Annotated in this window: 20 protein-coding genes and 3 pseudogenes; 16 read left to right on the forward strand and 7 right to left on the reverse strand. The window is 72.8% G+C overall.

Annotated elements, in window-relative coordinates; translation table 11 throughout:
- The first annotated feature begins 170 nt into the window (after positions 1 to 170).
- Together KSF81_RS04205 and KSF81_RS04210 are read left to right on the forward strand one after the other, a co-directional pair.
- A complete protein-coding gene (locus KSF81_RS04205; RefSeq protein WP_217377913.1) occupies positions 171 to 779 on the forward strand; it encodes a transposase in 609 nt (202 codons plus the stop codon).
- A gap of 91 nt (positions 780 to 870) precedes the next feature.
- Positions 871 to 2356: pseudogene (locus KSF81_RS04210) on the forward strand (carboxypeptidase M32).
- Here KSF81_RS04210 and KSF81_RS04215 read toward each other — a convergent pair.
- A complete protein-coding gene (locus KSF81_RS04215; protein ID WP_217377914.1) occupies positions 2319 to 2969 on the reverse strand; it encodes a DUF938 domain-containing protein in 651 nt (216 codons plus the stop codon). The pseudogene KSF81_RS04210 and the gene KSF81_RS04215 overlap by 38 nt on opposite strands.
- Positions 2970 to 3273: 304 nt before the next feature.
- Here KSF81_RS04215 and KSF81_RS04220 point away from each other — a divergent pair, with 304 nt between their 5' ends.
- The 4 genes and pseudogenes from KSF81_RS04220 to KSF81_RS04235 all read left to right on the forward strand — a co-directional run bounded on the left by KSF81_RS04220 (position 3274) and on the right by KSF81_RS04235 (position 8651).
- Positions 3274 to 4482 carry a hypothetical protein gene (locus KSF81_RS04220; RefSeq protein ID WP_217377915.1) on the forward strand — a complete coding sequence of 403 codons (1209 nt, stop codon included), beginning with the start codon at positions 3274 to 3276 and terminating at the stop codon, positions 4480 to 4482.
- 112 nt (positions 4483 to 4594) lie between these two features.
- Positions 4595 to 6002, forward strand: a pseudogene (gene thrC / locus KSF81_RS04225) (threonine synthase).
- 31 nt (positions 6003 to 6033) lie between these two features.
- Complete coding sequence (locus KSF81_RS04230; protein WP_217377916.1) at positions 6034 to 7299, forward strand: pitrilysin family protein; 1266 nt, start codon at positions 6034 to 6036, stop codon at positions 7297 to 7299.
- On the forward strand, positions 7296 to 8651 hold the full coding sequence (locus KSF81_RS04235; RefSeq protein WP_217377917.1) for a TldD/PmbA family protein: 1356 nt from the start codon (positions 7296 to 7298) through the stop codon (positions 8649 to 8651). Before KSF81_RS04230 ends, KSF81_RS04235 begins: the two co-directional genes overlap by 4 nt.
- 105 nt (positions 8652 to 8756) lie before the next feature.
- Here the strand turns inward: KSF81_RS04235 and KSF81_RS04240 are convergent, their stop codons facing one another.
- Positions 8757 to 9509 carry a 3'-5' exonuclease gene (locus KSF81_RS04240; protein WP_217377918.1) on the reverse strand — a complete coding sequence of 251 codons (753 nt, stop codon included), beginning with the start codon at positions 9507 to 9509 and terminating at the stop codon, positions 8757 to 8759.
- A 279-nt stretch (positions 9510 to 9788) separates the two neighbouring features.
- Here KSF81_RS04240 and KSF81_RS04245 point away from each other — a divergent pair, with 279 nt between their 5' ends.
- Entirely contained in the window at positions 9789 to 10598 is an 810-nt protein-coding gene (locus tag KSF81_RS04245) for a TIM44-like domain-containing protein (protein WP_254453359.1), read from the forward strand.
- A gap of 145 nt (positions 10599 to 10743) precedes the next feature.
- Positions 10744 to 10926, forward strand: a complete 183-nt coding sequence (locus tag KSF81_RS04250; protein WP_217377919.1) for a hypothetical protein — start codon at positions 10744 to 10746, stop codon at positions 10924 to 10926.
- A 6-nt stretch (positions 10927 to 10932) separates the two neighbouring features.
- Here the strand turns inward: KSF81_RS04250 and KSF81_RS04255 are convergent, their stop codons facing one another.
- Positions 10933 to 11106 (reverse strand): hypothetical protein, encoded by a 174-nt coding sequence (locus KSF81_RS04255; protein ID WP_217377920.1) that lies wholly within the window; start codon positions 11104 to 11106, stop codon positions 10933 to 10935.
- A gap of 142 nt (positions 11107 to 11248) precedes the next feature.
- Between KSF81_RS04255 and KSF81_RS04260 the strand changes: the two genes are divergently transcribed.
- The 4 genes and pseudogenes from KSF81_RS04260 (at position 11249) to lpxK (ending at position 14781) form a co-directional block, all read left to right on the forward strand.
- On the forward strand, positions 11249 to 11407 hold the full coding sequence (locus KSF81_RS04260; protein ID WP_217377921.1) for a NepR family anti-sigma factor: 159 nt from the start codon (positions 11249 to 11251) through the stop codon (positions 11405 to 11407).
- Positions 11408 to 11586: 179 nt separating this feature from the next.
- Positions 11587 to 12315, forward strand: coding sequence for a lysophospholipid acyltransferase family protein (locus KSF81_RS04265; protein WP_217377922.1), 729 nt, complete (start codon positions 11587 to 11589; stop codon positions 12313 to 12315).
- Positions 12312 to 13727 carry a 3-deoxy-D-manno-octulosonic acid transferase gene (locus tag KSF81_RS04270; protein WP_217377923.1) on the forward strand — a complete coding sequence of 472 codons (1416 nt, stop codon included), beginning with the start codon at positions 12312 to 12314 and terminating at the stop codon, positions 13725 to 13727. The genes KSF81_RS04265 and KSF81_RS04270 overlap by 4 nt, the downstream gene beginning before the upstream one ends.
- Before the next feature lie 105 nt (positions 13728 to 13832).
- Positions 13833 to 14781 (forward strand): annotated as a pseudogene (lpxK, locus tag KSF81_RS04275) (tetraacyldisaccharide 4'-kinase).
- Positions 14782 to 14870: 89 nt separating this feature from the next.
- Here the strand turns inward: lpxK and KSF81_RS04280 are convergent.
- On the reverse strand, positions 14871 to 16520 hold the full coding sequence (locus KSF81_RS04280) for a carboxylesterase/lipase family protein (RefSeq protein ID WP_217377924.1): 1650 nt from the start codon (positions 16518 to 16520) through the stop codon (positions 14871 to 14873).
- 246 nt (positions 16521 to 16766) lie between these two features.
- Between KSF81_RS04280 and KSF81_RS04285 the strand changes: the two genes are divergently transcribed.
- Together KSF81_RS04285 and KSF81_RS04290 are read left to right on the forward strand one after the other, a co-directional pair.
- Complete coding sequence (locus KSF81_RS04285; protein ID WP_217377925.1) at positions 16767 to 16913, forward strand: hypothetical protein; 147 nt, start codon at positions 16767 to 16769, stop codon at positions 16911 to 16913.
- On the forward strand, positions 16914 to 17159 hold the full coding sequence (locus tag KSF81_RS04290; RefSeq protein ID WP_217377926.1) for a hypothetical protein: 246 nt from the start codon (positions 16914 to 16916) through the stop codon (positions 17157 to 17159).
- 112 nt (positions 17160 to 17271) lie between these two features.
- Here KSF81_RS04290 and KSF81_RS04295 read toward each other — a convergent pair whose 3' ends face one another.
- The 3 genes from KSF81_RS04295 to xseA form a co-directional block, all read right to left on the reverse strand.
- On the reverse strand, positions 17272 to 19203 hold the full coding sequence (locus KSF81_RS04295) for a PAS domain S-box protein (protein WP_309139470.1): 1932 nt from the start codon (positions 19201 to 19203) through the stop codon (positions 17272 to 17274).
- 445 nt (positions 19204 to 19648) lie between these two features.
- Positions 19649 to 20464, reverse strand: coding sequence for a M23 family metallopeptidase (locus KSF81_RS04300; RefSeq protein WP_217377927.1), 816 nt, complete (start codon positions 20462 to 20464; stop codon positions 19649 to 19651).
- The gene (gene xseA, locus KSF81_RS04305) at positions 20461 to 21891 is read right to left on the reverse strand and encodes an exodeoxyribonuclease VII large subunit (protein ID WP_217381558.1); all 1431 of its coding nucleotides are present in this window, start codon (positions 21889 to 21891) and stop codon (positions 20461 to 20463) included. Before xseA ends, KSF81_RS04300 begins: the two co-directional genes overlap by 4 nt.
- 113 nt (positions 21892 to 22004) lie before the next feature.
- On the opposite strand from xseA, the gene purD reads away from it, so the two are divergent.
- Both purD and KSF81_RS04315 read left to right on the forward strand, forming a co-directional pair.
- Positions 22005 to 23273, forward strand: a complete 1269-nt coding sequence (gene purD / locus KSF81_RS04310) for a phosphoribosylamine--glycine ligase (RefSeq protein WP_217377928.1) — start codon at positions 22005 to 22007, stop codon at positions 23271 to 23273.
- 313 nt (positions 23274 to 23586) lie between these two features.
- Entirely contained in the window at positions 23587 to 24486 is a 900-nt protein-coding gene (locus tag KSF81_RS04315; protein ID WP_217377929.1) for a hypothetical protein, read from the forward strand.
- The last annotated feature ends 173 nt before the right edge of the window (positions 24487 to 24659 follow it).

The raw sequence follows: 24659 nt of genomic DNA on the forward strand, positions 1-24659 counted from the left end.
CGCCCCTTTGGCCAGGCTGCTGCATCACCTGGGACTGCTCGCCACCCGGAGCGGGTCATAGGGCAGGGCCGCTGCTGCAACGGCCAATTCCAGCCTCGCCGGCATTCCATTGCATTTCAGCGCAGTTCATGATATGTTCCAACCGCTTTCCCCGGGTGACGGAGCCCGCCATGCCTCGCTTCACGCCCCGCCGCGCCTGGATGCCGCTCTCCGATGCCGAATGGGCCGCGCTCGCGCCGCATCTCCGCCGCTGGATGAGGGCCGCGCCCGGCACGGCCGGGCGGCGGGCCGGACGGCCGCTCGGGGATGAATGGCGCAACCGCATGGACGCCATGCTGCACGCCGCCGTCTCCGGCCAGCCCTGGCACGCCCTGCCGGAGCAGTTCGGCAAGGGCGACACCGTCAGCCGCCACTTCCGCCGCCTCACCCATGCCGGGCTCTGGGCTCGCCTGCTGGTCGCCCTGGTGCTGCCGCGCTGTCCACCCGCACTCCGGGCCATCGAGTACTGGCTCTGCCGCGCCGCCCGCCGCGCCATGCGCCTGCTCGGCATGGCCGGCCTGACGCTCGCCCGCCGCCTCGGCCTCTACAGCGCGCTGCCGATGCTGCCCTGCTACATGCCGAACCGGGATTTGTCCGAAGCCTTGCACCGCTTCCAGGCCAGGCTGCTGGATCGGCTGTTTTCGGACCCGCCGCCGCCCGGCACCCTCACCCGGCTCGGCCGCCTCCTGGCCTATGCCGGCGGCCGCCGGGTATGGTCGAAGAAGCTGGCCCCACCCTGATGCCCGAACTCACGGTTTCCAAAGGCCCTTCGGCCTTTGGTGGGTGGGTCGGGGAGGGCAAAGCCCTCCCGGCCTTACGGAGCCACGCCGCATGACCCCCGCCTATCAGCGCCTGAAATCCCGCTTCGCCCGCATCGCCACCCTGGGCGAGGCGCAGTCCATGCTGCACTGGGATGCCAGCGCCATGATGCCGCCGGGCGGCGCCGCGGCGCGGGGCGAGCAGCTTGCCGCCCTGGCCGGGCTCGGCCACGAATTGCTCACCGCCCCGGCGGTGGCCGAGGATCTGGCGGCGGCCGAGGCCGCGGGCGAGTGGGACGCCGCCAACCTGGCGCTGATGCGCCGCGCCCATGCCCGCGCCACCGCCCTGCCGACCGGCCTCGTGGAAGCCACCGCCCGCGCCAACAGCGCCTGCGAGACGGTGTGGCGGGAGGCCAAGGCCCGCGCCGATTTCGCCCTGGTGGCGCCCTCCCTGGCCGAGGTGGTGCGGCTGCAGCGCCACACCGCCGAGGCGCTATCCGCCGCGCTCGGCCTCTCCCCCCTATGACGCGCTGATGGAGGGCTACCAGCGCGGCGTGACGGCGGCCGAGCTGGAGCCGGTCTTCGCCGCCTATGAAGCCTTCCTGGCCGAGGCCCTGCCGCGGGCCGAGGCGATCCAGGCCCGCCGCCCGGCGCCGCTGCCGCTGCATGGCCCCTTCCCGGTGCCGGTGCAGCGCCGCCTCTGCCGCAGCCTCTCGGAACGGGTCGGGCTGGACTATGCGCATGCCCGGCTGGACGAGAGCCTGCATCCCTTCTGCGGCGGCACGCCCACGGATATCCGCATCACCACCTTCTACAGCGAGGCGGAGGTGGGGAAGTCGCTGCTCGGCGTGCTGCATGAGACCGGGCATGCGCTCTATGAACGCGGCCTGCCGGCGGCCTGGGCGCGCCAGCCGGTGGGCGAGGCCGCCGGCATGGCGGCGCATGAATCGCAGAGCCTGATCGTCGAGATGCAGGCCTGCCGCTCCGACGCCTTCCTGCGCTTCCTCGGGGCCGAATTGCACGCGGCTTTCGGCGGCGATCCGGCGCCCTATGCGGCGGCGAACCTGGCGCGGCTGTGGCGCCGCGTCTCGCGCGGCTTCATCCGGGTGGATGCGGATGAGCTGACCTACCCCGCGCATGTGATCCTGCGCTTCCGGCTGGAACGCGCGCTGATCGGCGGCGACCTCGCCGTGGCGGACCTGCCCGGCGCCTGGGGCGAAGGCTTCGCCCGACTGCTCGGCCAGGCGCCGCCGGACGATGCGCAGGGCTGTTTGCAGGACATCCACTGGCATGACGGCGCCTTCGGCTATTTCCCGAGCTATACGCTCGGCGCCATGGCGGCGGCGCAGCTCATGCGCGCGGCGCGGCGCGACCTCCCGGCGCTGGACGAGGAAATGGCGCAGGGCGAGATGCTGCCGCTGATGGCCTGGCTGCGGGACCGGGTGCATGCCCAAGGCTCGCGCCTCGGCTTCCAGGACCTGCTGCGCCACGCCACCGGCAAGCCGCTCGACCCCGCGGATTTCACGGCGCATCTGCGGGAGCGGTATCTCGATGGATAAGCGGCAGCCGGCGGAAGACCAGCGAGAGGTTGTTCGCCGGCATCGGCTCGACCACCGGCGGGCCGAAGCCTTGCGCGGAGGCCGCGGCCGCCACCGCCTCCAAGTCGCGCACCCCCCATGCCGGGTCGCGGGCGCGGAGGTCGCGGTCGAATTCGGCATTGCTGGGCGCGGTGTGGCGGCCCTCCCGCCGGTAGGGGCCGTAGAGCATCAGCACGCCGCCGGGCGGCAGGACGCCTGCCGCGCCGCGCATCAGGCCGAGCGTCGCCGCCCAGGGGGCGATATGGATCATGTTGATGCAGAGCACCGCCGCATGGAGGCCGGGCGGCCAGGTCGCCGCCGCGTCCAGCGCCAGCGCCGGGCGGAGATTCGGCAGCCCCGCCTGCCGCGCCCAGGCATCGATGCTGGTGCGGGCGGCAGCATCGGGGTCGCTCGGCTGGAAGACCAGGCCGGGCAGGGCGGCGGCGAAATGCGCCACATGCTCGCCGGTGCCGCTGGCCACCTCCAGCACGGAGCCCCGCGGCGGCAGGTGGCGCGCCAGCACGGCCAGGATCGCCGCGCGGTTCCTGAGCGCGGCGGGAGCGTGGCGGCGGGCATCGCCGGTCGTTGTTGGCAACTCACATCACCCTTTCCCACGCCATCGGCCGGGAAGGTTAGGACATGTCCGGGCCTGGGCGCGACCCGCGACCATGGGCCGGACGGATCCGGGCCCGGTGCGGCTGTCGCGATTTGTTCAGCATGTCCGGCCCGGGGCCTGGCAAGGAAGAGGCGCCGTTCCCGCTTGGACCATGAAGTCAAGCGCAATGAAAACTTGCCAGAGAGTAATATCCCGTTAGGGCTGCCCGGCGCGGCCAAGGCCGCTGCCGCTTCGCGGGCGTGTTCAGCCGCGAAGTGTCAATAATGCCGGGAGATCATTAGTTTTGGAATTGAATATGCTGCTGCGCGGCCAATCCAATGCCGTGCTTCTCGACCACTTCGGCGCCATCCATGCGGCAGCCCGGGAGGCCGAGCGCCTGCTCGGCTTCGATGGCGTCAATGACCGGATCAATGTCATTTCCTCCCATGGCCAGGACAGCGCCAATACCATCAACAGCGGCACCGCCTTGCTGACCGAGTGGCTGAACCCCCGCAACGGCGACTGGCGCCAGGGCTGGGAGGTTGGTCCCCTGGAAGCCGGGCTGCTCGAGACCATCGCGGCGCAGCCCGCGGATGTCCGGGCCGATCCCACCGGGGTGGTCTGGCTGCACAACGAGTATGACAGCAAGCAGCCCGGCCTCTCCGCCGCCGAATGGGAAAGCGCCGTGCGCTTCGATGCGGCGCAATTGCGGGCTGCCTTCGGCCAGGAGGCGGCGCAGCTCCCCTATCTCTTCGTCAATGCCATCCCCTATGGGAACGCCCGCTCGGACAGCAACCAGGCCATCAAGCAGGGCATGGCGACGCTGGCCAAGGACCCCGGCTTCCACGCCGAAATCGCCGCCCAGGCCCCCGACCTCGACATGAACAATGACGGCGACTACGGCGGCAGCCATATCAGCTGGTCCGATGCCGAAATCCTGGGGCAGCGGGTGGCGCTGTCCTTCGCCCAGGCCTTCGCCGACCATGCCAGGCCCGGATCGCCAGTGGCCCTGGCGGGCGGGCAGGTCAACGACCTCGGCCCGGAGGTGGTCAGCGCGCGACCGGTCGCCGGCCGGGCGGACCAGTTGCATCTGACCCTCGACTTCGACGCCGCCACCGGCCTGGCCGCCCTTGACCCCACCGCCGCCGCCGGCACCGGCTGGAACGTGGTCTCGGCAAATGGCTTCATCAAGGCCAGCGCGGCCAGCCCGGCCGGCAGCAACGGCCTGCTCGTCACCTTCGAGCAGCCGCTGCCGGCGGATGGCCTGCTGCATTACAATTACGGCTATGGCCGCCTCATCGCGGCGGATGGCACGGGCCAGGGCCATGCGGTCTATGACGATCAGGGGCTGCCGCTCTGGACCGCGCCCGAGGGGGTCGCCATCGGCGGGGGTGCCCTGGCCCTTGCCCCGCAGCCGGCGGAGCCCGCCGCATCGGCCGGGCCAATCGACTGGCACGCGATCGCGGCCCAGGTCCATGGCAATTTCGCGCTGACAGGGCAGTGGTTCATGTAACCGGGCGGATTCCGGAAGCAGGGGGCGTCGCGGCCAGCGGCGCCCCCATCCGCCGGCCCCGCCTGCGACAGCCCCTCCCTCTCGGCCCGCGAAGCGACTAGTTTCGCGCCCCATGCGCTATCTCTCCACCCGCGGCCAGGCCGCGCCCCGCGATTTCGAGGCTGTCCTCCTGGCCGGCCTGGCCGAGGATGGCGGGCTGTTCCTGCCCGAGACCTGGCCGGAACTCTCCCCCGCCGAATGGCGGGCGCTCCGCGGCCTGCCCTATGCGGAACTGGCCGCCCGGCTGATCCACCCCTTCGCCGGCCCGGCGCTCGGCTTCGAGGATCTGTCGCGGATGACCGCCGCCGCCTATGCCGGCTTCGGCCATCCGGCGGTGGCGCCGCTGGTGCAGCTCGATGCCCGGTGCTTCGCGCTGGAGCTGTTCCACGGCCCGACGCTCGCCTTCAAGGACATGGCGATGCAGTTGCTCGGCCGGCTGTTCGACCATGTGCTGGCGCGGCGGGGCGAGCGGATCACCATCGTCGGCGCCACCTCGGGCGATACCGGCAGCGCCGCCATCGAGGCCTGCCGCGACCGGGCCAACCTCGACGTCGTGATCCTGCATCCGGAGGGCCGCACCTCCGAGGTGCAGCGGCGGCAGATGACCACCGTGCTCTCGCCCAATGTGGCGAACCTGGCGGTGGAGGGCGATTTCGACACCTGCCAGGACCTGGTGAAGGCGATGTTCAACGACGCGCCCTTCCGCGCGGAGATGCGCCTCGCCGCGGTGAATTCCATCAACTGGGCCCGGGTGGCGGCGCAGATCCCCTATTACGCCTACGCCGCGATGGCGCTCGGCGCGCCGGACCGGCCGGTGGCCTTCAGCGTGCCGACGGGGAATTTCGGCAATGTGCTGGCCGCCTGGGCGGTGCGCCGCATGGGGCTGCCGGTGGAGCGCCTCATCATCGGCGCCAACCGCAACAACATCCTGGCCCGCTGGCTCGATGCCAACGACATGTCGATCCGCCCGGTGGAGCCGAGCCTCTCGCCCAGCATGGACATCCAGGTCTCCAGCAATTTCGAGCGGCTGCTGTTCGAATTGCTCGGCCGCGACGGCGCCGCGACGGCGGCGCAGATGCAGCGCTTCCGGGCCGAGGGCCGCATGCCGGTGCCGGATGCCGCCTGGCGCGCCGCCACCGGCCTGTTCCGCGGCTTCACGCTGGATGATCCCGGGACGCTGGCCGAAATCCGCCATCTCTGGACCAGCGCCGGCTATCTGGCGGACCCGCATACCGCCATCGGCACCGCCGCCGCGCGCGCCCATGCGCCGGCGGACCGCGCCATCCCCGTGGTGGTGGCCGCGACCGCCCACCCCGCCAAATTCCCCGATGCGGTGGAGGAGGCGACCGGCCGCCGCCCCCCCTCTGCCCGCGCGCCTCGCCGACCTATATGAGCGGGAGGAACGCTATGGCCGGCTTGCGCCCGAACTCCCCGAGGTCGAGGCTTTCGTCCGCGCCCATGCCCGCCGCAACGCCGCCTGATCGGCGGCCATCGAGGAAGACCCAGAATCGCATGTCCGATGCCGTCCGCCTGACCCGCCTGCCCAATGGCCTCACCGTGGTCTCCGAGACCATGCCGCGGGTCGAGACCGTCTCCTTCGGCGCCTATGTCGGCGCCGGCACGCGCGACGAGACGGCGGCGGAGAACGGCGTCTCGCACTTCCTGGAGCACATGGCCTTCAAGGGCACCGAGAAGCGCGACGCCGCCGCCATCGCCCGGGAGATCGAGAATGTCGGCGGCCATCTCAACGCCTATACGGCGCGCGAGCAGACTGCCTATTACTGCAAGGTGCTGAAGGAGGACCTGCCCCTCGCCGCCGACATCATCGGCGACATCCTGACGCATTCCACCTTCATCCCGGAGGAGCTGGAGCGCGAGCGGGGGGTGATCCTGCAGGAGATCGGCCAGGCGAACGACACGCCGGACGACATCATCTTCGACCACTTCCAGTCCACCGCCTATCCGTCCCAGCCCATGGGCCGCCCGACGCTGGGCACCGAGGAGGTGATCCGCGGCATGAGCCGGGACTCCCTCACCGGCTACATGCGCCACCATTACGGGCCGGAGCGCATGGTGGTGGCCGCCGCCGGCGCGCTGGAGCACGACCGGCTGCTGGACCTCGTGCAGACCCATTTCGCCGACCTGCCCCAGGTCTCGCCGCCCGCGCCCGAACCCGCCCGCTATGGCGGCGGCGAGTTCCGCGAGGAGCGCGACCTCGACCAGGTGCATATCGTGCTGGGCTTCCCCTCCACCGGCTACAAGGACCGGCTGCACTACCCGACCCTGCTGCTGAGCACCCTGCTCGGCGGCGGCATGTCCTCGCGGCTGTTCCAGGAAATCCGGGAAAAGCGGGGGCTGGTCTATTCGATCTATTCCTTCTCCCACCCCTTCCGGGATGGCGGGGTCTTCGCGATCTATGCCGGCACCGGCGAGAAGGAGGCGGAGGAGCTGGTCCCCGTCACCCTGGAGGAGCTTCGCAAGGTCCAGACCGACGTGACGCTGGAGGAGCTGAACCGCGCCAAGGCGCAGTTCCGCGCCTCCCTGCTGATGTCGCTGGAGAGCACCGGCAGCCGCAGCGAGCAATTGGCGCGGCAGATCCAGGTGCATGGCCGCGTCATCCCGACCGAGGAGACCAAGGCGAAGATCGCCGCCGTCACCATCGAGGAGGTGCAGGAGGCGGCCGCCGCCGCCTTCCGCGCCCGGCCGACCCTCGCCGCGCTCGGCCCGGCCGGCAAGGTGCCGGGCCTGGCCCATATCGCCGAGAGGCTGGCGGCATGAGCCAGGATCGGCCCCCGGGCGGGCCGCCTGCCAGCGAGACCCTGCAGGAGCTGGTCGCGGCGGCCCGCAAGGCCGGCGCCGATGCGGCGGATGCGCTGCTGATCTCCTCCGCCTCGCTCTCGGTGCAGCGCCGCCTCGGCCAGATCGAGCACCTGGAGCGGGCGGAGGGCTTCGATCTCGGCCTCCGGGTCTTCGTTGGCCAAAGGCAGGCGATCGTGTCTTCCAGCGATCCCTCGGCCCGCGGCTTCGCGGCGCTCGCGGAGCGCGCCGTGGCGATGGCCCGGGCGGTGCCGGAGGACAGTTTCGCCGGCCTGCCGGAGGCGCCGGATGGGCTGGTGGCGGTCGATCTCGACCTCGCCGATGCCACGGAGCCGAGCGCCGAGGATCTCATCGCCCGCGCCGCGGCGGCGGAGGCGGCGGCGCTCGCCATCCCCGGCGTGACCAATAGCGAAGGCGCCGAGGCCGGCTTCTCCCGCTACACCGTGGCGCTGGCCGGCACCCATGGCTTCGCCGGCGCGTATCTGCGCACCAGCCATTCCCTCTCCGCCACCGCCCTGGCCGGCCAGGGCACGGGGATGGAGCGGGACTACGACTATGCCACCGCCGTGCACCTCGCGGACCTGGAGGATGCGGCGGCGATCGGCCGCCGGGCCGGGGAGCGCGCGGTGGCGCGGCTCAACCCGCGCCGGCCGAGGACGGCGCGGCTGCCGGTGGTCTACGACCCGCGCGTGGCGGGCTCCCTGCTCGGGCACCTGGCCGGCGCCATCAATGGCGCGGCGGTGGCGCGGGGCACGAGCTTCCTGAAGGACCGGCTGGGCCAGCGGGTGCTGCCGGCGGGCCTCACGGTTTTCGACGACCCGACCCGGCGGCGCGGCTTGCGGAGCCGCCCCTTCGACGGCGAGGGCATGAAGGGCGAGCGGCGCGCCATCGTCGAGGACGGGGTGCTCACCACCTGGATCCTGGACTGGCGCAGCGCCCGGCAGCTTGGCATGGCCAGCACCGGCCATGCCAGCCGCGGCACCTCCGGCCCGCCCAGCCCCGCGCCCAGCAATCTGTGGCTGGCACCTGGCAGCGTGACGCCGGCCGCGCTGATGGCCGATATCCGCGAGGGGCTCTACGTAACCGAGCTGATCGGCATGGGGGTGAATGGCGTGACCGGCGACTACAGCCGCGGCGCCGCCGGCTTCATGATCCGCGACGGCGCCCTGGCCGAGCCGGTGAGCGAGATCACCATCGCCGGCAACCTGGTGCAGATGCTGCTGGCGCTGACCCCGGCGGATGACCTGCGATTCCGCCGCGGCACCGATGCGCCGACCCTGCGCATCGAGGGGCTGACCCTGGCCGGGGGCTGACCGGCCCGGTCGTCCGGAGGCGCAGCCGGAGGGCGTGAACCGGTCCGCAGGATACCAGCCGCCGGCCAGGGCGACGCGGCTGATCGCCCAGGCGGGGCGCCGCGATCATGCCGCCGCGGCGGGCAGCCGGATATGCCAATGCCGGGCGATCCGCTGCAAGGCCGCCACTTGCCTTGGGCTGGCGCTGCGGCCGGCCCGGATTTGCGCCGCGATACTGGCCACGAAGGAACTGTCGAATTCCGGGCGCTCCAGGGCCCAGAGCAGGATGGCGGCCACCAGCGCCTCGGCCGCCTGGCTTGGCGGCGGCGCATGATCGCCCGCCTGGAGCCCGAAGAAGATCCGGGCGCAGGCCGCCACATCCGCCGCCGCGCCATGCGCGCCCTCGAATTCCTCGCCGAAGAGGCGGGCATGCACTGCCTGCAACCCGCAGCGCTCGCCCGGCCAGCGGCGCCGCGCGGCATGCAGGGTGCAGGTCCGTGCCAGGCCGCCGAGCGGCGAGGCCAAGCCGAGCCGGGCGTATTCCGCCTCGATGATCGGCAGGTCGAAGGCCAGGTTGTGCGCCACCAGGGCGGCGGGGCGATGCGCCGCGATATCGGCGGCGAATTCGGCGAGCACCGCCCGCAGTGGGCGGCCCTCCCGCCGCGCCCTTTGCGTGGTGATACCGTGGATGGCGGCGACCCGGCCGGGGATGGTGAAGCCCTCCGGCCGGATGATGGCTTGGCGCGGTGGCGCCGGCACCGCCGCCGCCACGATCCAGGCGATGGAGACGATGCGCGGCTGTTCCCCGCCCCGCGGCAGGCCGGTCGTTTCGGTATCGACGAAGAGATGCGGCGCGGTGGCGGCGGACCCTGGGGGCATCACCCGGCCAGGGTGACCATTTCCGGTTCCCATCGCAATCCCGCCGCGGTTCGCCTATATTGGCTGTAATGAAACCGCTGCCGGAGACATCCAAGCCCATGCGTCGCCCCGCTTTCGTCCTGGCCGCCGTCGCCGCTGCCGCCCTTGCGCTCGCCCCGGCCCTGGCCGATGCCCGGCCGGGTGGCAGCCGCTCCCTGGGCAGCCGCGGCAGCCAGACCTACACCGCGCCCCCCCAGGACCAATACCGCGCCCGACACGGCACGGCCGATGGAGCGCAGCATGACCGAGCCGGGCCGCGCCGGCATGCCGGGGGCGCAGCAGGCGCAGCGGCCGCCGATCGGCCAGGCCAATCCGGCTGGCGGCTTCTTCTCCCGCTCCCCCTTCATGGCGGGGATGCTGGGCGGGCTGCTCGGCGTCGGGCTGGGCGGGCTGCTCTTCGGCCATGGAATGTTTGGCGGCCTGGGCGGCATGGGCTTCGCCGGCTTCCTCGGGCTGCTGCTGCAGATCGGTCTGGTCGTGCTGCTGGTGCGGCTGGCGATGGGCTGGTTCCGCCGCCGGGCGGGGCAGCCCGCCATGGCCGGCGTGCCGCAGGGCATGGCCCGCCAGATGGAGGGCGGCCCCAACCCGGGCCCTGGCCCGCGCGGCGGCATGGCGGCCGGCGGTGGCGCCGCCGCGGGCGCCGCGCTGGCGCTGGAGAAGGCGGATTTCGACTCCTTCGAGGGGCTGCTGAAGGACATCAATGCCGCCTGGTCGCGGCAGGACCTGGCCAGCCTGCAACGGCTGGCGACGCCGGAGATGGTGCAGTATTTCGCCGATGACCTGGCCGACCTCTCCAGCCGCGGCCTCCGCAACGAGACCCGCGACGTCACCCTGGACCAGGGCGACCTGGCCGAAGCTTGGCGCGAGGGTCGTCGCGAATACGCCACCGTGGCCATGCGCTTCTCGATGATCGACGTCACCCACCGCCTCTCGGATGGCGCGGTGGTGGAGGGCGACCCGAACCAGCGCACCCAGGCGGTGGAGATCTGGACCTTCGCCCGGTCCCAGGGCGGGGCCTGGCAGCTTTCGGCCATCCAGCAGACCGGCTGAGAACACCGGCTTTCCGGTGCCCGCGCCGCCGTCCTCGCCGTGAGGTGAGGGCGGCGGTGTCGTATTGTGGCGGGGTGGCCCCAAATCGTGGCATCATCGTGGCAGCGTATGCCATATTCACGCCATGACCCGGAGGGCCCGCCTTATGCTTACCCTGTGCTTCCTCGCTGTTTTCGCGGCGATCGGCGGGTTGGCGGCGGTGGGCGTGGCGCTTGGTTCCGCAGCCGCGGTCGCCACCCCGGTCCTGCTGGCCGCCCCGGCGCTCGGCGCCACCTCCCTGGTCTGCGGCCTGCTTGCCGCAGCCATGGCCATGCGGCGCTACGGCTGAGGCCGGTCAAGGCAGCCGCGCCCGGATCGGGCCGGGCGCATCCCCGATCATCACCGGCAGCAGCCCTGCCAGGTCACCAGCGGTGGCCATGACCGCCTGCATCCGGAAGGTGAGGGCGTAGCGCAGCAGCAATCGTGGCAGTTCGGCGCCCCGGCCCGAGCCCGGGATGCGGAACGGCACGGGACCGGTCCGCCTTTGTTCGGTTTCGAAGGCACCCCTCGCTTCTGCCGCGCGTTATCGGCAGGAACCTCGTTGGGAAGCCATTGTCATGCCGACCAGACCGATCGGACTGGCGGCCGCAACCACAGCGCCTGGGCCTTCGATGGGAGACAGGCCGCAGCCTGAACGCGGACCGGCGGAACGGAGCGATGCTTTCGAAACCTGGCTGCAACGCCGCCTGCAGCAATCCTACGGCGCCATCATCAGCGAGCCGATCCCGGAGGAATTGCTGCGCCTGCTGGAAGCAGACCGCAACGGGTAACCCTGGCGGCATGGTGGGCGACCCCGCGCGATTCGCCCGGCGCTGACAACCGGAGGCACCTTTCAGGAGGTGCGCGGCGAAACCCGGGGCCTGGTCCGGAAGGCCGCGCTTCGGGCCAGACCTATTCCGGCCCCGCGCCGGCCGTGCTAGGGGCGGGAACCCGCCATGCCCCATCCCCCATGTTCCGGCGGCTGATCCGCCACCCCGCCACCCAGGCGGCGCTGGCCTGGCTGCTCGGCCTCTATCTCGCCATCGTCTTTCGCACCACGCGCTGGACGCTGCTGGGCGAGGCGCATCTGCATGCCGCCCTGCTGCCGGAGGCGGGGCGCTGCCGCCCCGTCATCGCCGCCTTCTGGCATGAGAGGCTGCCGATGATGCCGATGCTCTGGCTGCTGGCCCGCACCCGGGTGCCAGCCATGGTGCCGATGCGGGCGCATGTGCTGGTCTCCCGGCACCGGGATGGCCGCTTCATCGGCGAGGTGGTGCGGCGGTTCCGGCTGGAGATGGTGCATGCCTCCACCTCGCGCGGCGGCGCCACCGGGCTGCGCGCGCTGGCGCGGGTGCTGGCGGGCGGCGACATGGTGGTGATCACCCCGGATGGCCCGCGCGGCCCGGCCCGCCGGGCGGCGCCGGGGGTGGCGCAATTGGCCGCGCTCTCCGGCCTGCCGGTGCTGCCCTGCGCGGCACGGTCCTCGCGGCAATTCCTGCTCGGCAGTTGGGACCGGATGCGCCTGCCCCTGCCCTTCGGCCGCGGCGTCTTCGTGCTCGGCCCGCCGGTTCCGGTGGATCGCGCCGCGCCGGAGGCCGCGCTGCCGGCGATCGAGGCGGCGCTGACGGCGGCCTGCGACCAGGCCGATGCCTGGGCGCAGTCCGGGGCGCAGTCCCGGGCGGCAGGGGCCCGCGCATGAGCCTCGCCGCCACGCTCTGGCGCTGGGGCACGCGGGCGGCGGCGCCGCTGCTGCCGCTGCATCTCCGCCGCCGCGCCGCCCGCGGCAAGGAGATCGCGGACCGGCTGGCGGAACGCCGCGGCGAGGCGGCGGCGCGGCCACCCGGCCGGCTGCTCTGGCTGCATGCGGCCAGCGTGGGGGAGACGCTCTCGGTGCTGCCGGTGCTCCAGGCCCTGGCCGGGCGGGCGCCGGACCTGACCCTGCTGGTCACGACCGGCACCGTCACCGCCGCCACCCTGCTCGGCCAGCGGCTGGAGCCGGCGGTGGCGGCGCGGGTGATCCACCGCTTCGTGCCGCTGGACGTGCCGGGCTGGGCGGCGCGGTTCCTGGCGGGCTGGCAGCCGGATGCGGCGGTCTTCGTGGAATCCGAACTCTGGCCGAACCTGCTGGCCGAGGCGCGGGCGCGGCGAATCCCGCTGGTTCTGCTGAATGCCCGGCTCTCGGCCCGCTCGGCCCGGCGCTGGCGCTGGGCGCGGGGACTCGGGCGGGAATTGGCCGGGGCCTTCGACCTGGTGCTGGCGCAGTCCGAGGCCGATGCGGCGCGGCTGCGGGCCTTGGGCGCCCGGACCGTGCGCTGCCTCGGCAACCTGAAGGACGCGGCGCCGCCCCTGCCGGTGGACCAGGCGGCGCTGGCGCGGCTCAGGGCCGCGGTGGCGGGGCGGCCGGTCTTCCTCGCCGCCAGTACCCATCCGGGGGAGGAGGCGCTGGTGGTCGAGGCGCATCGGGCGCTGGCCGCGGCGCATCCCGGCCTGCTCACCATCATCGTGCCGCGCCACCCCGAACGCGGCCCGGCGGTGGCGGCCGAGGCCGCGGGTGCCGCCGGGGCGACGGGACTCACCCTGGCGCGGCGTGGCGCCGGGGAGCAGCCGGGGCCGGAGACCGCGCTCTATGTCGCCGATACGCTGGGCGAACTGGGGCTCTTCTACCGGCTGGCCGATCTCTGCCTGGTCGGCGGCTCGCTGGTGCCGCATGGCGGGCAGAATCCGCTGGAGCCGGCGCGGCTCTGCTGCCCCATCCTGCTTGGCCCGCATACCTGGAATTTCGCGGAACCGGTGGCGCGGCTGCTGGCCGCCGGCGGGGCGAGGCGGGTCGAGGGGCCGGACCCGGCCGCGGCGCTGGCGGCCGCGGTGGCGGACGTGCTATCGAATCCCGGTTGCGGACAGGCCATGGCGGAAGCCGCCACCGCGGCCGTCGCGCCAGAGGCCGGGCTTCCCGGCCAGGTGGCGGAGGCGCTCTTGCAGTTGCTGCCCGATGCGGGGCCGGATGCCGGGCCCGATGCCGGGCCGGGGAGCGGGCGCCCCGCCTTCGCGCTTCGCCTGGGCCGGAACGGCCCGGGGACAAGGAAGCCTGGCGGAGCGTTGTTCGAAGGATGACAGGTGGCGCACGGGCAAGCCGTGCTGCCGGGACGCTGGATGCGAGGATCGATCAAGGCGTGATGCGTGCCCCCCGGATCCTGGAGCGGGGAGGGTCGGGGCGTCATGCCCCTGCTGCTCTCTCCCATCGCCGCGCTCTATGGGGCCGCCACCGCGCGGCGCATGGCGCGGCCCGGCTGGCAGGCGCCGGTGCCGGTGATCTGCTGCGGCAATGCCACCGCCGGCGGCGCTGGCAAGACCACGGTGGCGCTCGATCTCGGGCGGCGCCTGGCGGCCCGCGGCGTCGCGGTGCATTTCCTGCTGCGCGGCTATGGCGGGCGGCTGAAGGGGCCGGTGCGGGTCGATCCCGCGCTGCATGACAGCCAGGCGGTGGGCGACGAGGCGCTGCTGCTGGCGGCCGAGCGCCCGGCCTGGATCTCGGCCGACCGCGCGGCGGGGGGCGCAGGCGGCGGTGGCGGCCGGGGCGCATGCCATCGTCATGGATGACGGGCTGCAGAACCCGACGCTGCAAAAGGACCTGTCGCTGCTCATCATCGATGGCAGCTTCGGCTTCGGCAATGGCCGCATCATCCCGGCCGGACCCTTGCGGGAGCCGGTGGCCGAGGCCGCCTCGCGGGTCCGCGCCGCGGTGATGATCGGCGCGGATGAATGCGGCGCCGCCGCCCTGCTGCCGCCCAGCCTGCCGGTGCTGCGCGCGCATCTGCGGCCGGGGCCGGAGGCCGAATTGCTCGCGGGCCAGCCGGTCTATGCTTTCTGCGGCATCGCCAACCCGCGCAAATTCTTCGCCACCCTGCAGGAAGGCGGCGCGGTGCTGGCCGGGCGCATGGCCTTCGCCGACCACTACCCCTTCGATGCCGGCGACATGCGCGAACTGCTGGCCGAGGCGGAATCGCTGCGCGCCATCCCGGTCACCACCCGCAAGGATTTCGTGCGCATCCCGCCAGCCTTCCGCTCCCGCGTCACGGTGGTGACGGTGCGGCTGGAATGGGAGCAGCCGGCGGCGATCGAGGCGATGCTGGAGCCGCTGGCGCAGCGGGTGCCGATGCCGGCCTGAGCCTTGGCGGGGATGTCCCGCCAGGGCCGCGGCCCAACCCTTCACCGCGGCCCGGCCCGCCGGATGGCCGGCCGCGCCACGGTGCCCTGTCAAGGCTCGCCGCCGAGGATCACCGGGTAGAGCCGCTGCCAGAAGGCGCAGTTGTGCGCCGCCGCGGGATCGAAGCCCCCGACGCTGCCCGGATCGAAGCGCATGGCGGTGCGGGCCTGGCGGAAGGGCGCCCAGGCCGGGGAGCCTGGGGCCTGCGGCGTGCCGGTCCGGGCGAAGCTCATCCAGTACGACACCATCCGGTCCGCGAGTTCCTGCGAGGGCGGCGCCAGATCGGGGCCATCCAGCTTCGTCGTGTTGGAGAAATGCGGGAAGAAGTAGTTCAGTTCGGAGGAATGCGCGGCGCCCAGCTCGAAGCCGGGATCCGGCTTCGCCGGCATGGCGACCCCGAGGACGGGAGCGCCCCGGTCGGCGAATTCGAACTGGTAGACGCTGACGTATTGCGAGGCGAGCCGGGCCGTCTCCTGGTAGATGCAGTTGTTGATGCCGACATCGGGCCGGAAGTCGGACATCACCGTCCCGAGGGCGGCCGGGGCCGAGGAGTACCGGCTCACCGGGTACTGTCCGAGGACCGCATCCGTGTGGTCGCCATAGATGGCCTTCAGCGCGTCCCGGTAATTCTCCGCCGTGATCCGGCTGCCGGCCTGGATGTCGTAGCCGACATAGAGCCGGAGCTCGTCCCGGGTGCCGCCATTGATCATCGGCACCCGGACGAAGCGGCCCGAGGCCATGGCCTCGGCGCCCTGCACCGGCGCGGTCCGGCTGCCGATGCTCGGCGCATAGGCCATGAGATCGGTGCCCCCGGCCTTGTCCGCGGCCTGGAGCAGATCCGCCACGGGCTTGCCGCGCAGGCAGGCGAGGGCCGTCGCGGGATCGTCGCAGCCCACCAGCGCCGCCACCTTCCGCCCGGTGGCGAGGTTCTGCTCCACGCTGCGGAGGGGCTGGACGCAGCCGGCGCTCTGGACCACGGCCTTGTGGAAGAGACCGGAGGTCTGCTCCGGCGCGATGATGTGCATGCAGACCGAGGCGGCGCCGGCGGACTCGCCGGCGAGGGTGATGTTGTCCGGGTCCCCGCCGAATGCGGCGATGTTCTGCCTGATCCAGTGCAGCGCCAGCCTCTGGTCCTCAAGGGCGTAGCCGCCATTGTGGTCGGCCTCGAAGGCCGGGTGCGGCATGAAGCCGAAGACTCCGAGGCGATAGTTCATCGACACCACGACGGCATCGCCCGACCTGGCCAGGTGGTCCAGCGGATAGAGCGCGCTGGAGCCGCCCACGAAGGCGCCGCCATGGATCCAGACGATGACGGGGCGCCGCGCCCCGGCGGAGGCGGGCGCGGCGATGTTCAGGGTGAGGCAGTCCTCGGTGCTGCTCGCCTCGGTCAGGCCGTAGCGCGCAACCTGCGGGCAGGCGCCGCCATGCTCCGCCGCGTCCAATGTGCCGGTCCAGGGCGCCGCGGGCTGCGGCAAGGCCCAGCGCAACGCGCCGACCGGCGGGGCCGCATAGGGGATGCCCCTGAATTCCAGCACCCCGTTCCGGACGGTGCCGCGCACCGGCCCCTTGTCCGTCGCCACGACGGCCGGGTTCCATGCGTCGCCGGCGGTTTGCCCTGCCTGCGCCTGGACCTCGCCCGAAAACAGGCAGGCCAGCAGGCCGATCCCTTGCAGGACGGCTTTCAGCGGTCGCGTTTGCAATGCACTCTCCTGACTCGAAATCCGCACCGGCTCCGGGAAATCTACCTTGAGTTGAGGATTGAGCATAGGCGGTTCGATTGGCGGCCGATGCCGGTCCGTCCCCGGGCCGCTGCCTCACGGCTGCGCCTCGGCTGAAACAGGATTCCGTCCGGCGCGACATCATCCTGAAACATGAATGACCCAGATCCCGGCCAGCGGACCGGGCCGCGCTGGCAGCCCGATCCCTCCGGCCAAGGGAGCAGGACAATGAGGACGCTGAAGTTACCCGATGGGCCAGGCGGCCTGCTGCGCCGGCTGCGGGCCTGGATCAAGGCCTGCTCCATCGGCGCCGGCTACCGGCCGGAGCGCCACTACATGCGCGGCCGGCGGCTCCCCGGTGCCGGGGCGGGGTGAATGCGCCCTGCCATGAACCGCGCCGGCTTCGCGGCGCCCGCCAGCGGCCCCGGCCTCCTGCCCTGGGCGCCGGAACTGACGGGCGAGACCGTGGAACCCGCACCCGCCCCCGGGCCATCGCGCATGCGGCGTCTGGCGGCGCTGCTGCTGGCCTTCCGGCGCGCCTGGCGGCAGCTTCGGGCGGATCGCGCGCGGCAACTCCCCGCCATTGCCGGCATCGTCGTCGCCTGCGCCAATTGCGTGTGATGATCCCGAGGCGGATGAGGGCTCCGCGCCGGCTGCGGAGTTCCGGGCAGCCTTGTATCTTCGGCCCGATTCAGACCTCCGGGCCATGCGGCCCTGCGGTCATCGGGCCGACTCAGCCTTCACCGAGGATGGCATTGATCCGGTGCGCCAGCGCTTCGACCGCGAAGGGCTTGGTCAGCACGTGCATGCCGGGTTCCAGGTGGTCGTTGCCCACCGCGGCCTTCTCGGCATAGCCGGTGATGAACAGCACCTTCAGCCCGGGCCGGGCCTGCCGCGCGGCATCGGCCATCTGCCGGCCGTTCATCCCGCCGGGCAGGCCGACATCGGTGATCAGCAGATCGACCTGCGTGTCCGATTGCAGGATCTTCAGCCCTGACGCGCCGTCCGCCGCCTCGATCGCCGCATAGCCCAGGTCTTCAAGCACCTCGGTCACCAGCATGCGCACGGTCGGCTCGTCATCGACGACGAGCACCGTCTCGCCAGCCGCCGCCCGGCGCGCTTCGGGCGGCCTGGCCTGCGCCTCTTCCTCGCTTGCCTTGCCCTGATGCCGGGGCAGGTGGATCCGCACGGTGGTGCCGGCGCCCGGCGCCGACTGGATCCGCGCCTGCCCGCCCGATTGCCGGGCGAAGCCGTAGATCATGGACAGGCCGAGGCCGGTGCCCTGGCCGATCGGCTTGGTCGTGAAGAAGGGATCGAAGGCATGCGCCATCACCTCGGGCGTCATGCCCGTTCCCGTGTCGGTGACGGAGATCGCCACGTATTCGCCGGGCTGCAGGTCCTGCGCGCGCGCGCCGCGCTCGTCGAGCCGGATATTGGCGGTCCCGATGGTGAGCCGCCCGCCATCGGGCATGGCGTCGCGCGCATTGATGCAGAGGTTGAGGATCGCGTTCTCGAGCTGGTTCGGGTCGCACAGGATCGGCCAGAGCCCGGTTGCGAGCGCCGGCTCCACCTTGATTTCCGGCCCGACCGTGCGCCGGATCAGCTCCGCCATGCCGGCGATCAGCCGGTTCGCATCGGTCGGCCGGGGATCGAGCGTCTGGCGGCGCGCGAAGGCAAGCAGCCGGTGCGTCAGCGCCGCCGCGCGGCCGGCGGCGTCCTGGGCGGCGGTGATGTAGCGGTCGAGATCGCCGACCCGGCCCTGCGCCACCCGCCGCTTCAGCATCCCGAGGCTGCCGGCGATCCCGGTCAGCAGGTTGTTGAAGTCATGCGCCAGCCCGCCGGTGAGGTGCCCCACGGCCTCCATCTTCTGCGCCTGGAACAGCAGCTCGCGCGACTGCTCCAGGTGGAGCTGGGCCTCGCGCCGCTCCGTGAGGTCGCGGGTGATCTTGGCGAAGCCGATCAGCGCGCCGTCGTCGAGCACGGCATCGAGCACCGCGCTGGCCCAGAAGCGGCTGCCATCCTTTCGGACCCGCCAGCCCTCGGCCTCGTAGCGCCCCTCCCGGCGGGCCGTCTCCAGCGCCTTCCAGGGCAGGCCGGCATCGAGGTCCTCGGGGGTATAGAACCGGGAGAAATGCTGGCCGACGATCTCGGAAGCGGTGTAGCCCTTGATCCGTTCGGCCCCCGCATTCCAGTTGGCCACCTGCCCTTCCGGGTCGAGCATGTAGATGGCGTAGTCGGTCACGCCCTGGACCAGCAGGCGGAACCGGCGCTCGCTCTCGGTCGCGGCGAGCTGCGCCTGGCGCTGCTCGGTCATGTCGCGGGTTATCTTCGCGAATCCGGCCAGCCTGCCATCGAGGCGGATGGGGTCGATGACCACCATCGCCCAGAAGTGGCTGCCATCCTTCCGGACCCGCCAGGCTTCGGCCGTGAAGCGGCCGGTCTCGGCGGCGATCCTCAAGGCCTCCCGCGGCACGCCGGCGGCGCGGTCCTCGTCGGTGTAGAAGCGGGAGAAGTGCTCGCCGATGATCTCGTCCGCCGTATATCCCTTGATCCTCTCCGCCCCGGGATTCCAACTCACTACATACCCTTCCGGGTCGAGCATGTAGATGGCGTAGTCCACCACGCTTCGAATCAGCAGCTCGTAGGGGTCGACCGCGGCAGGCACTTGCTGTGTTCCTATGATGGCCGGGCTCGGCACGGCTTGTATCCTGCGGGCCGGTTCACGTCCTCCGGGCGACCGGGCAGCTCAGTCCCGAGCGCGATGCATGGTTGGCTTTTCGTCACATTCATGCACCGTTTTCCCGCTATCACCAAGCCAGTCCTCTGGCCAATGCCTCTGAATTGTGCAGGTGTCCCCAGCGGCGCAGGTGGCTGGAACAGACGCCACCCGCCCTGGCTGCATCCACACAGGATCGAGCAACGGTGATCCAGGAGAGCCGCTGGCAGCAGCCTTGCTGCCGAAGCGCCATGCCCGGTATCCGCAGGCAAATCCCGGCACAACCTCGTGAATATAATCAACGGTAGTGCCGCGTCCTGGCCACCCGATTTCAGGCCCGGAAGCCAGTCCTCGAACCGCCAGCCTGCAAGCCCGAATTCCAGCCCGCCCCTGCCTATCCCTGCACCACCGGCAGCAATCGCTGCGGGTCAAGCCAGGTCTGATACCAGGACAGGCCGAAATGCAGATGCGGCCCCGTCACCCGCCCGGTGGCGCCGATCGCGCCGATCCGCTGCCCAGCCGCCACCGCCGCGCCCTCCGGCACATCCACCGCCGAGAGATGCGCATAGAGCGTGTTCACCCCATGCCCATGGTCCAGCACCAGCAGGCGGCCGAAGAAGAAGTAGTCGCCGGCCAGGCTCACCCGCCCGGCCGCCGCCGCGGCCACCGGCGTGCCGGTCGGCGCCGCCACGTCCAGCCCGTAATGCGGCTGCCGCGGCTGGCCGTTCAGCACGCGCTGGCTGCCATAGATGCCACTGATCCGGCCGCGTGCCGGCCAGGCGAAGCCGCGCGTGAATTCCAGCAGGGCGCTGTCCAGCGCCCGCGCCGCGGCCAGGCGCGCGCGTTCCGCGGTGATGCGGGCCAGCGCCTCGGCATCCGGCGTCACCTGGGCCGGCGGCAGGCCGGTGATGTGCTGCACGTCCCAGTCCCGCCGCGCCACCGCGATCCGCTGCTGCACCGGCCTGCCGCCGCCGGGGGGCGTGATGGCGAGCACCGCCTCCGGCCCATGGTCGCGGCCGAAGCCCAGCACGAATTCGCCAGATGACCCGACCCGCACGGCGCGGCCCTCCAGCATCAGCCGGGTGCCCGGCGCGGCGCGGCCGATCAGCAGCCCGCCCTGCGCCGCCTCGCCCCGCCATTCGAGCGCGGCGGCGGCGCGCGGCAACAGCAGCAGGGCAGGCAGGGCGAGGGCGGCGCGGCGGCGGATCACAGCAGCGCCCCCTGGTCCGGCAATTCGCGCGGCTTGCGGCGCGGCGGCTTCGCCTCTCCCTCCGCCGTGGCGCCGACCTGGCCATCGGCGAAGGTGAGGGTCAGCGCCGCGCCCGGCGGCACCGCCGCGGCGCGGTCGAGCGTCGCCCCCGCCGCGTCCTGCACCAGCGCGAAGCCACGCGACAGCACCGCCTGGTAGGAAACGCCCTCCAGCCGCGCCGCCAGCCCCTCCAGCCGAGTCCGGTCCTGCCGCAGCAGCGCCAGCACCGGCGCCGGGCTCGGCCGCGCCCCGGCCAGCCGGTGCTGCTGCTGGCCGAGGCGGCGCCTGTAGGCGGCCAGCGCCTCGGTCGCCCGCAGTTGCAGCCGGGCGCGATGCGCCGCGATCACCTCGCGCGGGTGGCGCAGCGCCGCCGCGGCGCGGTCGAGCGGCATGCGCTTGCGGCGGAAGCAGTTGCCCGGCGCATTGGCCAGGCGATCCGCCCAGTCATCCACCCGCCGCCGCGCCGTCTCCAGCAGCGCCGGCAGGTCCGGCAGGCCGCGCTCGGCGCGCGAGAGCCGCAGCCGTTGCGCCTGCAAGCGGGCGCGATAGGCCTGGCGCAGCCGCATCTCCTGCTGGCGCAGCGCATCGAGCAGGTCGGCGCGCGCCGGCAGCGCCATCTCGGCGGCGGCGGTGGGGGTGGGGGCACGGCGGTCGGAGGCGAAGTCGATCAGGGTGGTGTCGGTCTCATGCCCCACCGCGCTGATGAGCGGGATGGGGCAGGCGGCGGCGGCGCGGACCACGATCTCCTCGTTGAAGGCCATCAGGTCTTCCAGGCTGCCGCCGCCGCGCGCGACGATCAGCACGTCCGGTCTGAGTGGCGGCGCCAGATGTCCGAAACCCTCGATGGCGGCGGCGATCTGCTCCGCCGCGCCGGCGCCCTGCACCGCCACGGGCCAGAGCAGGATCTGCCGCGGGAAGCGGCGGGCAATGGTGGTGCGGATATCCTGGATGACAGCGCCGCGCTCGCTGGTGACGACGCCGATCACCCGCGGCAGGAGCGGGATCGGCCGCTTGCGTTCGGCGGCGAAGAGTCCCTCCTCCAGCAGCCTGAGGCGCAGCCGCTCGATCCGCGCCAGCAGCGCGCCCTCGCCGGCATAGTCCAGCCGCTCGATGACGAGCTGGTACTTGGAGCGGTCGGCATAGGTGCCGATGCGGCCCGTGGCGATCACTTCCACCCCGTTCTCCGGCTTGAGGCCGAGGCGCGGCACGGCGGTCTTCCAGATCACCGATTCCAGCTTGGCGTTCTCGTCCTTCAGCGAGAGGTAGATATGCCCGGAGGGGTAGCGCTTCAGCTCGGTGATCTCGCCCCTGACCCGCACCCGGCCGAAAGCCTGTTCGAGCGTCCGGCGGATGGCGCCGGCGATCTCGGAGACGGCATATTCCGGCAGGTTGTCGGCGGCGCGCGAGGCGGGGGGGCGGGGAGGTGTCCATGGCCGGAGCTTATGCTAAGCCCCGCCCGCCGGGGAGGCTGGTTCCCCCTCGTTTCGGGTGAGGCATGCGCATGAAGGTCCTGGTGGTCGGCGGCGGCGGGCGGGAACATGCGCTGTGCTGGGCTCTGGCCGCCTCGCCGCTGCTGACGCGGCTCTGGTGCGCGCCCGGCAATGCCGGCATCGCCGAGGTGGCGGACTGCGTGCTGATCGGCGCCGAGGATGTGGCCGGGCTGGTGGGCTTCGCGCGCGACCACGGCATCGACCTGGTGGTGGCGGGGCCGGAGGCGCCGCTGACGCTCGGCCTCGCCGATGCCTGCGCCGAGGCCGGGCTGCGCTGTTTCGGCCCCTCCGCCGCGGCGGCGCGGCTGGAGGGCAGCAAGAGCTTCACCCGCGAGGTCGCCGATGCCGCCAGCGTGCCCGGCGCCGCCTGGCGCCACTTCGAGGATGCGGCGGTGGCGCGTGCTTATGTGCGGGCGCAGGGCGCGCCCATCGTGGTGAAGGCGGATGGGTTGGCGGCGGGCAAGGGCGTGGTGGTGGCGGCGAGCGTGGCCGAGGCCGAGGCCGCCATCGCCGAGATGATGGAGGGCCGCGTGCATGGCGCGGCCGGCGCGGCGGTGGTGATCGAGGAATGCCTGGTGGGCCAGGAAATCTCCTTCTTCGCGCTCTGTGATGGCGAAACCGCGCTGCCGCTCGGCGCCGCGCAGGACCACAAGCGTGTCGGTGATGGCGATACCGGCCCGAATACCGGCGGCATGGGCGCCTATGCGCCACCACCCGTCTTCACCGAGGCGCTGCGCGACCAGGTGATGGCGGAGATCATCCGACCGACCCTGGCTGAAATGGCGCGGCGCGGCACGCCCTTCCGCGGCGTGCTGTTTGCCGGGCTGATGCTGACGGACACCGGGCCGAAGCTGATCGAGTTCAACGTCCGCTTCGGCGACCCGGAATGCCAGGCACTGATGCCGCGGCTGCGGAGCGACCTGCTGGCCGCCCTGCTCGCCGCCTGCGATGGCGAACTGGGCGATTTCGACCTGCGCTGGGCCGATCTGCACAGTCTGGTGGTGGTGCTGGCGGCGCACGGCTATCCCGGCGCCTATGCCAAGGGCAGCGCGATCCGCGGGCTGGAGCAGGCCGCCGCGGTGCCCGGCGTGCAGGTCTTCCATGCCGGCACGGCGCGCGCGCCGGATGGCACGGTGCTGGCGAATGGCGGCCGCGTGCTCGGCATCGCCGGCACCGGCGCGACGCTGCGCGAGGCGCGGGATGCCGCCTACCGGGCGGTGGACGCGATCGATTGGCCGGAGGGATTCTGCCGGCGGGACATCGGCTTCCGCGCACTGTAGCGGGCTGCACCCGGAAGGGACGCGCTGCCGCATAGACGCGTGGCGAGACCTCCACTAGGAGTGCCCCTCAACCACGGCCCGCGCTGCTGCCCGATCCCTGGCGGCGGCTGACGCCGAAGGCCATTTCGACAGAGGTGCCGCCGCATGCCGGACGGGAAGCCGCCCACGAGCCGCAATCCCATTCACGACCAGGATGATCTGCTGAACGATGAGGCGCGCATGCGGGCGGCGCTCGGCAATATGGGCGCCCGGAGGCATCAGGCCCCCCCGTGGCGCCGCGCCCGGCCCGGCCGCCCCTGGAGCGGGGCGGCCCATGCGCGACCAGCACCGCTTCGTGCGCGAGGGCGAGGTTCGGGTCGAGACGGTGAGCGGCCTGGGCCGGCACGGCGCCTCGCGCGCTGAAGGCTCCGCACAGGATGCGGCCGTGCTGGCGGGGCGCTTGCGGGAGGCGGAGGCCGCATTGCGGACCGAGCGCGCCGAGCGCGAGCGCCTCGGGCGATCGCTGGAGCAGGCCATGGAGGCCAGGCGCCAGCTCGAGATGCGGGTCAGGCACGAAGCGCAGGCGCGCGACGAGGCGGAGAAGGCCATCGAGGCCGCCCGGTCGGACGCCATCGAAGCCGGGCGCCTGCAGGACGAGCAGCGGCGGGCCGAGGCCCTGCTCGATTCGGCACGTGCCGCGGAGAAGGCCGCGCAGCGCGCCTTGCGGGCGGCGGAAGCGGCGCTGGCGACGGAACGGACGGCGCTGGCCGCCGAGCGCGCCGCGCGCGCCGCAGCCGAGGCTGCCCTGCGGGAGGCGCAGTCCTCCCTGGCCGGGTCCGAGCGCCGGCTGGCCGAGGCGATGGCGGAGGCCAGCCGCGCGCCGCGCCGGAGGCAGGTGGAAGCCAGGACGCCAGCCGCCAGGAAGCCTCCCGCGAAGAAACCCGCCGCGCGGACCTCCACCAGGCGGACAGCCGCGAAGCCCGCCCCGGGCAAGGCGCCGGCGCGGAAGGCGGCATCCGCGCGGACCGCGCCCGGGACGCCGAAGCCCAGGGCATCGGCCCGGAAGGTCGCGCCCGCGAAGGCCCCGGGGAAGGTGGCCTCCCAGCGCCCGACGGCGAAGGCGGCGGCGCCGCGGACCGCACGGGCCAAGCCGGCGGCGAAGGCCACCCAGCCCGCGACGCGGCGTGGCGGCGCCCGCACGAAGACGCGAAAGCCGACTGCCAGCCGCCGGTGAAGGAGCGCCCGGGTCCGAGCCAGCCTCCGGCGTGGTCGCCAGGGCCGCGGGCGGCAGACGCCCGGTGCCATGGCCGAACGGCGCCCTCGACGGATCCGGCTCCGAAGGGTCGCCGGCCTCCCCTGGAGCGGTGGCGGAAGTGGCCGCCTTGCGGACCCCGTGCGCTGCTCATC

This window comes from Siccirubricoccus sp. G192 (genome assembly GCF_019084075.1).
In the GTDB taxonomy this organism is placed as follows: domain Bacteria; phylum Pseudomonadota; class Alphaproteobacteria; order Acetobacterales; family Acetobacteraceae; genus G192.

Bases quoted from the DNA above. Each gene is read 5' to 3' on its own strand.
- KSF81_RS04290 (WP_217377926.1), top strand. From the start codon at position 16,914: ATGCGCCCTGCCATGAACCGCGCCGGCTTCGCGGCGCCCGCCAGCGGC.
- KSF81_RS04245 (WP_254453359.1), top strand. From the start codon at position 9,789: ATGACCGAGCCGGGCCGCGCCGGCATGCCGGGGGCGCAGCAGGCGCAG.
- KSF81_RS04260 (WP_217377921.1), top strand. From the start codon at position 11,249: ATGGGAGACAGGCCGCAGCCTGAACGCGGACCGGCGGAACGGAGCGAT.
- KSF81_RS04315 (WP_217377929.1), top strand. From the start codon at position 23,587: ATGCGCGACCAGCACCGCTTCGTGCGCGAGGGCGAGGTTCGGGTCGAG.
- KSF81_RS04270 (WP_217377923.1), top strand. From the start codon at position 12,312: ATGAGCCTCGCCGCCACGCTCTGGCGCTGGGGCACGCGGGCGGCGGCG.
- KSF81_RS04265 (WP_217377922.1), top strand. From the start codon at position 11,587: ATGTTCCGGCGGCTGATCCGCCACCCCGCCACCCAGGCGGCGCTGGCC.
- KSF81_RS04230 (WP_217377916.1), top strand. From the start codon at position 6,034: ATGTCCGATGCCGTCCGCCTGACCCGCCTGCCCAATGGCCTCACCGTG.
- KSF81_RS04285 (WP_217377925.1), top strand. From the start codon at position 16,767: ATGAGGACGCTGAAGTTACCCGATGGGCCAGGCGGCCTGCTGCGCCGG.
- KSF81_RS04235 (WP_217377917.1), top strand. From the start codon at position 7,296: ATGAGCCAGGATCGGCCCCCGGGCGGGCCGCCTGCCAGCGAGACCCTG.
- KSF81_RS04250 (WP_217377919.1), top strand. From the start codon at position 10,744: ATGCTTACCCTGTGCTTCCTCGCTGTTTTCGCGGCGATCGGCGGGTTG.
- KSF81_RS04240 (WP_217377918.1), bottom strand. From the start codon at position 9,509: ATGCCCCCAGGGTCCGCCGCCACCGCGCCGCATCTCTTCGTCGATACC.
- KSF81_RS04205 (WP_217377913.1), top strand. From the start codon at position 171: ATGCCTCGCTTCACGCCCCGCCGCGCCTGGATGCCGCTCTCCGATGCC.
- purD (WP_217377928.1), top strand. From the start codon at position 22,005: ATGAAGGTCCTGGTGGTCGGCGGCGGCGGGCGGGAACATGCGCTGTGC.